Raw genomic sequence first — 12,494 nt, forward strand, 5'->3', positions numbered from 1 at the left:
CGGACTCACGGTACCAACTACCCCGAATCGACAGATCCGCCTCTCCGGCTCCGAGGCGTCGAACGACAACCTCCCAGGCGTTGCGCAGGGCGATGACGAGCCCGTTCATGGTGTCCTGGATCGTCTTGGACACGGGGAAGGTCTCGCCACCGGCGTTAGTCGGCTGGGAAACGCTGTGGTCCTAACAGTGCCCGACCGAGACAACCACGTTGATCATCCCAGTCTCGCCTTCCATCCCCAACCGCCACCCCGCCCGTAAGCGCTGGGTTCTGTCTACGCGTCACCGAAAGACTGCGCATCCCGAAAATACAGGGGTGACGCTCGATCCCAGATATATTTTTCCGCTACATCAGAGCTCCACTACCTCGTCTGAATTATTGGAAATAAACGCAGAATGGGTGGCTACGACGACTACTGCGCCTTCCTGAGCAAAATGGCGTAGATGTTTAAGGACGAGTTGCGCGTTTGCTTCATCGAGGGCCCCGGTTGGCTCATCCGCTAACACTATTTTCGGCTGCGCGAGAATGAGCCTTGCCAAAGCGATGCGTTGTTGTTCACCACCAGAAAGTTCGCTCACCGTTCGCTTTTCGGATCCGCCAAGCCCGACTTCATTCAAGGCCGCTTCCATTGTTTCGCGGGAGATGCGAGGAACAGCGATCTTGATGTTGTCGATTACAGAAAGATCGGAGACCAAACCGTAGTCCTGAAACAGATATCCGACGTTTGCTCGCCGAAATTTGCGACGTGCGCGCGAATTCATAGATGCGATGTCGAGCCCCTCGAACTCGATCGTCCCCGAATCCGGCGTAGTCAGCCCACCTAACATATTGAGTAAGGTTGTTTTGCCGCTGCCGGAGGGCCCCGTAAGCGCCGTGATTCGACCTGCCCTAAACGTGGCTGTGAAAGCTTGCAAAATCGTCCGCTCGCCAAATGCGCAGGATACTTCGTTTACCTGAATTGTCATTGCGGTTCCGCACCTCCTCTAGCATCCCACTGCGACGCAGCTTTGTGCATCAACCCCACAGAAACCACGAACCATACTGCGCCGAAACCTAATACTGCGAAAATGGTGGATGGTGTCCATTGATTTTCAAACCCGATACTCCAGGTTGACGGTACGCGGCTCTCGGCTTGAATCCAATGATCGCGGACCTTATAAAGCAGCCAACCAATCATGGCTAGGAAAAATGCAACTTCGAAAGCTACTGCTTCTTTTGCAACCCACCAAGGGCTTCGCCCACAAACATAGGCAACGTGGATTTTGCGCCGGTAAGTAACACGAAAAGTAAGGACCGTGGCTCCGACCAAGACCGACACAAGCAGGACTGATGCAAAGCCATTCAGCCCCCACAGAGCCACATTCTGCTCGGCGGTGCGAATGCTCGCCTGCCATGAGTCCTCGCGCGGCCTGAAGAAAGCAAGCGTATTCCCAGTTGCACCCTTCAACATTTGCGAAGGCACATCAGGGGAGGCAGTGAGAAGGACTTGCTGGGATACCTTTGACATCAAGTTGTGGTCCCCCAACGGGGCGAGGCCACGCGGAAGGATGACGAGAATCGGGTTATCAACTTGCGGACGGTAGTTAACGTCATAGGTGAATACCGAGCCTAAGCTGCAACCGTCCCGCCACTCTATGTCGGGCGCTGGTTCATTGGCATAGCCAGCCTCGAACTCGAGCGAATTCTCTATCACGTTTCTCGAGTGCACAGACAACTCTCCCGGCGAGCAGACCGTCACTACAGCACCATCCAACATCGACACTCCCGCCTGTCGCGCGAATTCCTGGTTCACTAATAGAACTGGTGCTTCCAATTGCACGGGCCATGTAATCCAATAAGGGTCAACGAGGAGTACGTCTCCCGCTTTATCGGCAACCCGGAATGGCGCTGCGGTCTCTGTATCTGACCAGTCTTCGAAGGCCGTGTTGGCGTTTAACGCCAACTCTTGCGGCCCACGGTGCGCATCCCACGCCCCCTGCAAGCGGTGACGCGCCTCGAGTTCCGCAGAAAACCCAACCAAGGTTGCAACCACACTAAGCGCAGCAACCAGGGTCACGCCGCGGACGACGGTCAGGGAATAGAGAATTGGCCGCGCGTGAATCTTGCCCTTGATGGATTGAGGTATCGATGTCCTGCGAACCAGAAACTGCCCGCCCAGGTAACCAACGAGCAAACACACAGACAGAATCACGCTGATCGTGAAATACATTCTCCAAAATACCCAGCTCTCCGCCCACCCGTTGTAGGCATAGAGAAGGCCAGCAACAAGCAGTGGACCTCCGAGGTAGACGATCGTAAGCGCAAATCTTTGCCGCTGAATTTCAATACGGGTCGTTTCCGCGACGCTGAGTCCAAGCAGTCGATGCACACCGACCTCACGTGAGCGGGCAAGAACATGGCCTGCGCTGAGAACCAGGCACAGGAGCACAGACAAGATCAGCAGAATAGGGATAGTCGAAGATGCAAAGATCTCCGTGAAATACCTGGTAAGAGGCACCGCTTCAAGCCCCTGCTCATCTAACCACCGCAGCAAGTGCTGCTCGTCCGTCGCAGACCCTTTGATATGGAGAAGTTGCCTCGGATCAGAGTATGGAAAGTCTTCCAGCGGATAAAGTATGTCAACTTCCCCGCGTTCAAAGCGCGGCCGTTCCACCCGACCGCCGTCAGGCGGAAGCGAAGATGAGTAGACTCGCTGCTCACCACCTGAGACAGCGAGCGACGAGTAGTTAACCGCGATATCGAAGTCATTGCTTCGCGCAAAGTCAGCCAGCTCAGAATAGAAACTCGCACGCTCCGAAGCGGTGCGATCTGATTCCACCTCTACCCCGTACTCACCCAGGTGACCATCGATCGTTGAGTAGAGCGTCACGCCGAGGAAAGCCACGGTAGTCGCCAGAATGGCCGTGGCGAATATCCCCACGGCCAATAGGCCTGATTTCAGGAAAGACATGCTCTAGCAATGTTGGTAGAAGGGCTCATTGTCAATCCTCTTGCGCGAAGCAGTGGCACGTGACCAGACGTTCCTGCTTACGCAGCCTCTTTCTGACTGAGACTTCCCCACAGCTGCAGAGCCATGTCGATTCTGAATTTCCATGGTCCCTCCCATCAGTAGATGTTCAGCGGCGGGGGCTTCCGCCATATCGCAATTATCGGGGTCAGATTTATTTTACCGCTAGCAGATAACCCTATTTTGTGATTTACCTCATAATACATCACCTTGCCGGGCCAGCCTGGGGCTTTCCTGGCGCGGCGTAGCGACGGCAGCTCGCCCATGGTTGTGATCTCGGCGGCCGGGGCCGTTTTCTTGCTTCGTAACCGGAAAATGGTTCCAAAACCACCCCAGAACACCCACAAAACCTTCACTGCCTGCGGAAACGTTTTCTTGCCTCTTTCTTGCTTCTGGGGGATACTTGAGACATGTCGCCACTTAATTCCACGCCGGAGCCTCAACTCATTGCCAGGATTAAACGATTCCTCGCTTTGCCTGCGGAACTCCCCTGGCTGGAGTTTAAGGAAAGCAGCGCCACGACCGGCCCGGAAATCGCCAAATACGTGAGTGCGCTGGGCAACTCGGCACGCCTTCATGATGAACCAGCAGGCTACCTGATCTGGGGTGTAAGTGACGCTCATGAAATCGTGGGCACTTCGTTCCAATGGGAGACCGCGAAAGGCAAGGGCAACGAAGACCTTTTCCCGTGGCTGCAGCGTGTAGTCTCCCCCACGCCAACACTCTCCTTCGAGGCGGTCACAATCGAAGGCAAAACTGTGGTACTCCTCCGGGTTCCCGCTGCACTCTCGGCTCCTTACGCTTACGACGGAACCCGTTACTTCCGACAGGGCAGTTACACCAAGAACCTGATGGACTTTCCAGATCGCGAACGCGAGTTGTGGAGAAAGCTCAACCAGTTCGAGTTTGAAACCAGCAATGCCGCGGAAGGCCTCGAACCAGAAGAAATCACCGACCTTCTCTCCTCCGACGCCTTCTTTAACAACCGGCCGGAACTGCCACACAATGTTGGCAGCGCTCTCATTGACACAATGCGAGCGGCAGAAGCGATTACATATTCCCACGAATCAGGCTGGTGCATTCCCGCTTGGTCCGCACTGATGTACGCGCGCTCCCTCAAAGACTTCCCACAGCTCGCCGGCTTGGCCCCACGCGTGATGCATTTCGACGACACGTCGAGGAAACAGCTGCAACGGGAGTGGGACTTTGACGAGGGATACGCCACGTCGTTTAGCAAGATTGTCACCTTGGTGAACACAGTGAGGCCTGGTGGGGAGACCATCGATTCAAGCGGACGCCGAGTTGAAACCCCGCTGCTACCTACGGTGGCATTTCGCGAAGTGTTTGCGAATGCGCTCATGCACCAGGACCTGGAGCAGCGCGGTCAATACTTAACCGTTGAAGTTTTCAGTGATCGTGTCGAAGTGACCAACCCTGGAACCCCGTTGGTCGATCCCCAGCGTTTTATTGACTCGGCTTCTACAACTCGCAATCCATGCCTCGGCGAAGCGCTTCGCCTGGCACACTTCGTCGAGCAACGTGGAAGCGGTTGGGACAAGATCGTTGCATCGCTGGAGGCAGAGCACTTTCCGCCGGCGCTCATTCGATCAAATGGCACAACCACCGTCACGCTGAGCGCCTACCGTCCGTTCAAGCTGATGACTACAGATGAAAAGATCGAAGCTGTTTACCAGCATGCGTGTCTTGGCTTTCTGGATAATCGCGCCGTCACGAATGCATCGGTGCGAAGTCGCTTCGGTCTCAGGGATACGCAGACCGCCCAGGCGACCCGTCTCATTAACGCCACGGTGGATGAAGGCCTCATCCGGCTCCACGACCCGAACGCGGGAACTCGCAACCGCCGCTATGTCCCTTTCTGGGCCGAGTAGGTTTCTTGCTTCGTAACCGGGAAAAGGTGCCTAAACAGCCCGAAAACCGCCCCAAAAACGCTCCTACCTGGAGAAACGTTTTCTTGCCTCTTTCTTGCTTCTGAAGCGGGTTGCAAGGCATCTACCCAGCGCCCCAGTCGCAGAAACCTACCCCGCGTTGCGCAGCGCTGTGGCCAGCCCGTTCATGGTGACCTGGATCGTCTTGGACACGAGGAAGGTCTCGTCGCCGGCGCGGTAGCGGCGCAACAGCTCGAGCTGCACAGCGTTGAGCGGCAGCAGGTAGGGGTAGCGGCGCTTCAGCGAACGGGCCTGACGCTGGTTCTCAGCAACCAGGTCGGTGTGCCCGGTGATGCGGAAGTAGACCTGCTTGGTGCGCTCGAATTCTTCGGCGATGAGTGTGTAGATGCGCTCGGCCACCTCGCGGTCTTCCACCAGGTCGGCATAGAGGCGGGCCAGCGACAGCTCCGCCTTAGCCATGACTTGAGCCATGTTGGACAGTACGGAGCGGAAGAAGGGCCAGTCACGGTAGAGCTCGCGCAGGTCCTCCCAGCGCTCTTCGCTTTCGCCTGCCCAGCGCTCGACTGCGGTGCCGACGCCGAACCAGCCCGGCACGTTGGTGCGCGACTGCGCCCAGGACAGGACCCAGGGGATGGCGCGCAGATCGGAGATCGCGGTGGTTTGTTTGCGCGACGCCGGGCGGGAGCCGAGGTTGAGCTCGCCGATCTCATGCAGCGGGGTGGATTGGGTGAAGTAGTCGATGAAGCCGGGGTCGCCGATGAGTTCGTTGTACTTTTCGCCGGAGTAGGCGGCAAGGGTGCGCATGATCTCGTAGGCGCGGGTCGGGTCGGCGATCGGCTCCGTGTCCAGCAGGGAGGCCTCGAGCGTGCCGGCGACGAAGGCCTCGAGGTGGCGGCGCGCAGTCTCTGGCGAGCCGTACTTGGCGGAGATGATCTCGCCCTGCTCGGTGATGCGAATCGAGCCATCGACGGCGCCCTTGGGTTGGGCGAGGATGGCGTCGTAGGTGGGCCCACCACCACGGCCGACTGCCCCGCCGCGGCCGTGCGCGAGCCGAAGGCGGACGCCGTGGCGGTTGCAGAGTTCGACGAGGGCGAGTTCGGCGTCGTAAAGCGCCCAGTTGGCCTGCAGGTAACCGCCGTCCTTGTTGGAGTCGGAGTAGCCGAGCATGACCTCCTGGACGTCGCCGCGGGCGCGCAGGTGTTCGCGGTAGAACGGCAGTGACCAGAGGTCTTCGAGGATGCGGGCACCGTGCGCGAGGTCCTCGATGGTCTCAAACAGCGGGACGACGTTGACGCTGCCCAGGCCGACCTCCTTGAGCAAGACCATGGGCTCCAGGATGTCGGAAACGGTCCCGGTCATGGCGATGATGCACTGCGCGATCGCGCCTTGGCCTAGGTCGCGGACGGCGCGTGCGGCGGCGGTGAGGATGCCCATTTCCTTGCGCGTGTCGTCGCTAAGCTGCGCCTCGGCGCGCAGCAGCGGGCGTGGGGTGCGCAGCTCCTCGACGAGCACCTCCACGCGCTTTTCCTCCGCAAGCGCGGCGTAGTCCTCGCACACAACGGCGACGCTAAGCACCTCGGCAACGACCTTCTCGAAGGATTCGGAATTTTGGCGCAGGTCGAGCGTGTAGAGATGGAAGCCGAAGGTGGTCACCGCCGAGCGCAGGCGGTTCAGTCGGTCGTCGGCGATGATGGCGCCGCCGTGGGCACGCAGGGAGGCGTCGATCACGTCCAGATCGGCGAGCAGCTCGCCGGGATCCGCATAGGGCGAGCCCTCGGCCACCGAGCCGGCAAGTACGTCGCGGGTGGCGGCGACGCGGTGGCGGATGCCGTAGATGGCGCGGCGATAGGGCTCATCGACGCGGGACTCGGCGGTGTTGTTGGCGGCGTCGGCAAGCTGGGAAAGCTCCGCCGAGCAGGTGGAATAGCGGTCAGAGAGGGAGAGCTCGCGCTCCAGCTCGCCTAATTCGTCGAGATAGTGGGCAAGCACGGTGTCGGCGGCCTGGCGAGTGGCGTAGGTGAGCGTTTCGGCGTTGACGTAAGGGTTGCCGTCGTGGTCGCCGCCGATCCAGGAGCCGGGGCGCATCACGGGGGTAAGGGCGAGGTCCCGGTCGAAGGTATCGCGCAGTTCGTAGCGGATCGCGCGGTTAAGCGCCGAGATCTGCTCGAGCAGAGAGAGTTTGTAGTAGCGCAGGCCGACGTCGATTTCGTCCTCCAGGCGCGGGCGCGCAATCCGGATGAGCGCGGTCTGCCACATCAGGGTCATGCGCAGTTCCATCTCGCGCTCGATGGCGACCAGATCGGCGCCGGCGTGGAATTCGCTCAGCAGGCGCTTGATGTGCGTCTGAGTGTCAAAAACGGTGCGGCGGCGGGTCTCGGTCGGGTGCGCGGTGAGCACCGGGGAGACCTGCGCTCCGGCGATAAGTTCGGCAACCTTGTCGGCGTCTACCCCGCTATCTTTTAGGTGTGCGAAGCTGGTGCGCAGCGAAACGGGCGCGGCCGCCTTCTCATCGTCGAGGTCCTCAACCAGGTTGGTCAGCAGCGCAAAGTGGCTAAACGCGCGGGCAACCAGGTTCATCTTGGTGATATCCATGTCACGAAAGACTGCGAGCAGGTCCTCCGGGGCGGCATCCCCGTGGGCGATGTCAAAGGCAGTGCGGCGGGTGGATTCGACCAAGTCGAAGATCTCCTGACCCTCCTGCTCAGCGAGCACGCGGCCGAGCACCCGGCCTAGGATTCGGATATCTTCACGGACGTGATCGGCGGGCTGGTCAGACACGGAGGCTTCTTTCAACTCAGGCGCGATAAAGGCGGGCGGACAAAGCGTTCTAGTTAACGTATCCCAGCCCACATCGACTGTCTCGGGAACGGAGGGTGCACTATCGCGAGCTGGCGTATTCGCATGATTTTTATTCACCCCCTCAACTCGCAAGACAGACAGCTTGGTACACATTGCCAGACAAAGCGGGCTACATTGTCCTGCATGACAACGAAGCAAAGCTACGACAATTCCAACGCAAACGAGTGGTCTTTTGGCACCCGCGCTATCCACGCCGGCCAGCAGCTGGACCAAGACTTCGCGGCCCGCAACCAGCCGATTTACATGACCACCAGCTATGTTTTCGACGACGCACAGCATGCGGAGAACCGTTTTAACCTCTCGGACGCGGGCCCGATCTACACCCGCATTACCAACCCGACCCAGCAGGCGCTGGAAGACCGCCTGGCTTCTCTTGAGGGCGGCGTTGCGGCAACCGCTTTCGGCTCCGGCATGGCTGCCGAAACCGCGGCAATTCTTACCCTTGCCCAGGCGGGCGACCACATTGTCACTTCTCCGCGCCTCTACGGCGGCACGGAAACCTTGTTCCAGCACACGCTGCCGAAGCTGGGCATTGCATTCACGTTTGTAGACAACCCGGATGACCCGGAAAGCTGGCAGGCCGCCGTGCAACCGAACACGAAGGCGTTTTACGGCGAAACCTTCGGCAACCCGATCGCAGACGTGCTGGACATCCCGGCTATTGCGGATGTCGCGCACAACAACCAGGTGCCGCTGATTGTGGATAACACCATGGCCACCGCCGCACTGGTACGCCCGATTGAGCTGGGTGCAGACATTGTGGTGTTGTCCACCACGAAGTTCTACACCGGCAACGGTGCGGCCATCGGTGGCGCGATTGTAGATGGCGGCACGTTCGACTGGACCGTCCAGCGCGACGGCAAGGACGTCTTCCCGCTGTTTACCACCCCGGACCCCGCGTACCACGGCTTGAAGTACGCCGACCTCGGTGCCCCGGCGTTCGCACTTCGCGCCCGCGCTGGCATCCTGCGTGAAACGGGTGCTGCGATTTCCCCCTTCAACGCGTGGGTGGCGCTGCAGGGTATTGATACGTTGGCGTTGCGCGTCGAGAAGCATAATGCGAACGCGAAGAAGGTGGCGGAGTTTTTGGCCGGCCACGACAAGGTAGCCAAGGTCAACTATGCCGGCCTGGATGACTCCCCGTACAAGGCCACGAAGGAGAAGCTGGGGCTGACCTACACCGGCTCGGTGCTCAGTTTTGATGTTGCGGGTGATCCGGAGGACCGCGCTGCGGCCTGGCGTTTCATCGACGCGCTGAAACTGCACTCCAACGTGGCCAATATTGGTGACGTGCGCTCGCTGGTTGTCCACCCGGCCTCCACCACGCACTCCCAGTCGGATGCTGCGGGCCTTGCGCGCGCTGGCATTTCGCAGGCAACGGTGCGTTTGTCGGTGGGTATCGAGGATGTTGCAGACATCATCGCGGACCTCGAGCGCGGCTTCGCGGCGGTCTAAATGCTCGGCCCGGAAGGCGAGATTTCAACCGTTGGCATCGGGGATGTCACCACCGAAGCCGACGCAGTCATCGCTGACGTGCAGATTGCGTACCAGCGGTGGGGCGAGTTTCGTGGAGACCCCCACGGCAAAAACAACATCATCGTTGTTGAGCACGCACTCACCGGCGATTCTGACGCCACCGACTGGTGGAGCGAAGCCGTCGGCCCAGGCAAGGCGCTAGACACGGACAAATGGTGCGTGATCTGCACGAATGCTCTGGGATCCTGCTACGGCTCGACCGGCCCCGCAAGCCAGCACCCCGACGGCGGGGTGTGGGGCTCTCGCTTCCCGGCAATCTCCATCCGCGACATGGTGCATGCGGAGCAGGCGTTTTTTGAAACGCTTGGCATCTCGCGCGTACACGCCATCGTTGGCGGATCCATGGGCGGCGCCCGCGTTTTGGAGTGGACGCTGATGTTTCCTGAGCAGGTGGACTACGCGCTGGTGTTGGCGGTCTCCGCGCGCGCGAGCGCCTGGCAGATTGGCATACAAACCGCGCAGATCACCTCCATTACGCACGACCCGGACTGGCAGGGCGGCAACTATCACGGCACCGGCCGCTCCCCCGACGCGGGGCTTGCTGCTGCGCGACGCGTGGCGCACCTGACCTACCGCGGCGAGATGGAGATCGACGAGCGCTTCGGCACCAGCGCCCAGCCCGGCGAAAACCCCCTTGGGGCTTTTCGTACCGACGATCACCGGTTCGCCGTCCAGTCCTACCTCGAACACCAAGGCACAAAGCTGACCAAGCGTTTCGACGCCGCCTGCTACGTCACCCTCACCGAAGCCTTAAACCGCCACGATGTCGGCCGCGGCCGCGGCGGGCTGAATAAGGCTCTGGCGTCTTCAACCGTGCCAACCATGATTGTTGGCGTGGACACGGACATTTTGTACCCCTACCACCAGCAGGAACACATCTCCCGCAACCTGGGCAACCTGCTGGCTATGTCGAAGCTGTCCTCCCCCGTCGGCCACGACGCCTTCCTGGTAGAGGCACGACAGATGGACCGCATTCTGCGGCACTTCATCGCGCTGACGGAAGAGACGCCGTCCGCACGCGACATGGCCGTCGCCCACGGTGCTTACGACATTTAGCAGGGCGCCTAGTAGCGGCCGTGGAGCGGGTACTTCGCCCACACGGATTCCGGGTGACGTAGGCGGAAGGCCAACATGTCACGGTGTTCAAGCGCTTCGTCGTTGACCTCCTCAAGCCAGTTCACACGCCCCAGGATGAATCCGTCGATGTGCTCACGCCAGTCGGTGCAATTGTCCCGCGTGATTTGGAGCGCACGCTGCGAATACGCGGTTGCTTCCTCAGCGCTCAGCATGCCGACGAGATAGCCGATACGCGCAAGACGCGCCGCGCGTGCCGTGTCCCAGCTGACCACGGTGCGCGGCAGGCGTTGCGGCAGCACCTTGGTGTTGCCGGGCTGCGTGTAGATGTCCAGCCAGCCGTCGAGGCTTTCACTCGCTACCTCAAGAAATTCCGGATTGATCTGCACCGACGCCAGAGCCTGCTGTTTGATCTGCGGAACCGCCTGTTTTCGTTCGTCCTGGGGAAGCTGAATCAGCGCTTGCAGCGCGGGGCGGAAAACGCGGTAAAAATGGTCATCAACTGACGGAGGATCCAGCAAGTGTTCCAGCATGTCAATCAGCTCCTCATGCTGCGAAATCCCCCATTGGATAGCCAGCACGCCGGAGAGTTGCTCGTGCAGGCTTGCTTCGTCCCGGGGACCGTCTTTCCGGAGCGGCTCAGGCAGCGCGTCCATCGGCGGTTTCTCGGATTCACCGAACGGCATCATCAGGGAAAACGCTAACCCGACGTCAACGGGGTGTTGCTTGGTCTCCACTCCCGGGAAGTTCACCTGGCGCAGTTGCTCAGGGTCGGGTTGGAAATCAAAAAACTCTTCGTATTCGGGCTCTTTGGCCCATTTTTCCTTCTTTTTCCAGAACATACCCCGCAACGCTACCAAACGTCTCAGGCAGCGTTAAGCGGTTACACATTAGGCACCACCCCCGGCATTTAAGACCCCAGCGCGTCAACCGACCATGCCAGCCACATCATGGCGGCGCCAAGCGCAGTGGTAAACAGAGCGTCGAAACGCCGGGAGCGCACGGCCAGCAGGCCGATGACCTGGGAGTCGCACGTCAGGCGCACCACTGTTAGCCACAGCATCGCCGCACCTAGCGTGAAGGTGGCGCGGCGCCAGTGCTCGGTCGCTGCGAACAGCCCGGAGGCCACAAAGCCTGCGAGAAACAGCGCCGTCATCGCCCGCTGCACACGCCGTGGGAGGACCGAGGGCGCGTTACCAATGTCGTGGGGGTTATCCAGCTGGCTGGCCAAAACGCGACTACACCCCGGCTTGGCGCTCCGCGCGCTCCACAATGTTGCGCACCAAGAACGTACGCGTCATCGGGCCGACACCGCCCGGGTTCGGGGAGACCCAACCGGCCTTCTCCCACACGTCCGGGTGCAGGTCTCCAACAGTTTTGCCGTCCACGCGGGACACGCCGACGTCTACAAGCGCAGCGCCCTCCTTGATCATGTCCGCGGTGATCATGTGCGGCTTACCTGCCGCCGCAATCACCACGTCTGCCCGGCGCGTCTCCGCAGCCAGGTCCTTGGTGCCGGTGTGGCAGAGCACGGCGGTGGCGTTGACGCCACGGGTGGTCAGCATCAGCGAGATCGGGCGCCCCACGGTCACACCGCGGCCCACCACGCACACGATCGCACCGTTTAAGTCCACACCGAAGCGCTCCAGAAGCTTGATGGTGCCGTTCGGGGTGCACGGCAGCGGTGCCGGCTCGTTGAGCACCAGCTTGCCCAGGTTCACTGGGTGCAGGCCGTCTGCGTCCTTGTCTGGGTCGATCAGCTCCAGGATGCGGTTTTCATCCAGGTGCTTCGGCAGCGGAAGTTGGACGATGTAGCCGGTGACAGCTGGGTCGTTATTGAGTTCATCGATGAGCTGCTCCAGCTCTTCCTGCATGCAGTCACCCGGCAGCTCCTTCATGATGGAAGCGATGCCCAGCTCTTCGCAGTCCTTGTGCTTCATGCGCACGTAGTTCTGGCTTGCCGGGTCATCGCCCACAAGCACTGTGGCCAAGCCCGGGGTAATGTCGTGGTCGCTTTTCAAGCGCTCCACGCGGGTTTTCAGGTCCGCGAAAATCTCCTCGCGGTAGAGTTTGCCGTCCAGTTTGATCGCAGTCACGGTCCTATCCTAACCA

9 protein-coding genes are annotated in these 12,494 nt (G+C 60.3%); 3 read left to right on the plus strand and 6 right to left on the minus strand.

What is annotated here, in order from left to right:
• Nucleotides 1-349: 349 nt before the first annotated feature.
• The gene (ccmA, locus tag HMPREF3101_RS08150) at nt 350-964 is read right to left on the minus strand and encodes a heme ABC exporter ATP-binding protein CcmA (protein WP_070464267.1); all 615 of its coding nucleotides are present in this window, start codon (nt 962-964) and stop codon (nt 350-352) included.
• Complete coding sequence (locus HMPREF3101_RS08155) at nt 961-2,949, minus strand: hypothetical protein (RefSeq protein ID WP_070464269.1); 1,989 nt, start codon at nt 2,947-2,949, stop codon at nt 961-963. The genes ccmA and HMPREF3101_RS08155 overlap by 4 nt, the downstream gene beginning before the upstream one ends.
• Before the next feature lie 467 nt (nt 2,950-3,416).
• Here HMPREF3101_RS08155 and HMPREF3101_RS08165 point away from each other — a divergent pair, with 467 nt between their 5' ends.
• Nucleotides 3,417-4,895: an RNA-binding domain-containing protein gene (locus HMPREF3101_RS08165; RefSeq protein ID WP_070464272.1), complete on the plus strand. Its 1,479-nt coding sequence runs from the start codon at nt 3,417-3,419 to the stop codon at nt 4,893-4,895.
• Nucleotides 4,896-5,042: 147 nt separating this feature from the next.
• Here HMPREF3101_RS08165 and ppc read toward each other — a convergent pair whose 3' ends face one another.
• A complete protein-coding gene (gene ppc / locus HMPREF3101_RS08170) occupies nt 5,043-7,691 on the minus strand; it encodes a phosphoenolpyruvate carboxylase (RefSeq protein WP_070464274.1) in 2,649 nt (882 codons plus the stop codon).
• A 204-nt stretch (nt 7,692-7,895) separates the two neighbouring features.
• Between ppc and HMPREF3101_RS08175 the strand changes: the two genes are divergently transcribed.
• Both HMPREF3101_RS08175 and HMPREF3101_RS08180 read left to right on the plus strand, forming a co-directional pair.
• The gene (locus HMPREF3101_RS08175; protein ID WP_070464276.1) at nt 7,896-9,227 is read left to right on the plus strand and encodes an O-acetylhomoserine/O-acetylserine sulfhydrylase; all 1,332 of its coding nucleotides are present in this window, start codon (nt 7,896-7,898) and stop codon (nt 9,225-9,227) included.
• Entirely contained in the window at nt 9,228-10,364 is a 1,137-nt protein-coding gene (locus HMPREF3101_RS08180; RefSeq protein WP_070464278.1) for a homoserine O-acetyltransferase MetX, read from the plus strand. It abuts the gene before it with no gap.
• An 8-nt stretch (nt 10,365-10,372) separates the two neighbouring features.
• On the opposite strand, the gene HMPREF3101_RS08185 is transcribed toward HMPREF3101_RS08180, so the two are convergent.
• The 3 genes from HMPREF3101_RS08185 to HMPREF3101_RS08195 form a co-directional block, all read right to left on the minus strand.
• Entirely contained in the window at nt 10,373-11,224 is an 852-nt protein-coding gene (locus HMPREF3101_RS08185) for a DUF1266 domain-containing protein (RefSeq protein WP_070464279.1), read from the minus strand.
• Nucleotides 11,225-11,292: 68 nt separating this feature from the next.
• Complete coding sequence (locus HMPREF3101_RS08190) at nt 11,293-11,613, minus strand: DUF3017 domain-containing protein (protein ID WP_083280171.1); 321 nt, start codon at nt 11,611-11,613, stop codon at nt 11,293-11,295.
• Between the two features lie 7 nt (nt 11,614-11,620).
• Complete coding sequence (locus HMPREF3101_RS08195; RefSeq protein WP_070464281.1) at nt 11,621-12,478, minus strand: bifunctional methylenetetrahydrofolate dehydrogenase/methenyltetrahydrofolate cyclohydrolase; 858 nt, start codon at nt 12,476-12,478, stop codon at nt 11,621-11,623.
• Between the last annotated feature and the right edge of the window lie 16 nt (nt 12,479-12,494).

The organism is Corynebacterium sp. HMSC29G08 (assembly GCF_001806875.1).
Taxonomy (GTDB): domain Bacteria; phylum Actinomycetota; class Actinomycetes; order Mycobacteriales; family Mycobacteriaceae; genus Corynebacterium.

Coding starts and splice junctions, on each gene's coding strand:
- ccmA (WP_070464267.1), bottom strand. CDS start 964: ATGACAATTCAGGTAAACGAAGTATCCTGCGCATTTGGCGAGCGGACG.
- HMPREF3101_RS08155 (WP_070464269.1), bottom strand. CDS start 2,949: ATGTCTTTCCTGAAATCAGGCCTATTGGCCGTGGGGATATTCGCCACG.
- HMPREF3101_RS08165 (WP_070464272.1), top strand. CDS start 3,417: ATGTCGCCACTTAATTCCACGCCGGAGCCTCAACTCATTGCCAGGATT.
- HMPREF3101_RS08175 (WP_070464276.1), top strand. CDS start 7,896: ATGACAACGAAGCAAAGCTACGACAATTCCAACGCAAACGAGTGGTCT.
- HMPREF3101_RS08180 (WP_070464278.1), top strand. CDS start 9,228: ATGCTCGGCCCGGAAGGCGAGATTTCAACCGTTGGCATCGGGGATGTC.
- HMPREF3101_RS08185 (WP_070464279.1), bottom strand. CDS start 11,224: ATGTTCTGGAAAAAGAAGGAAAAATGGGCCAAAGAGCCCGAATACGAA.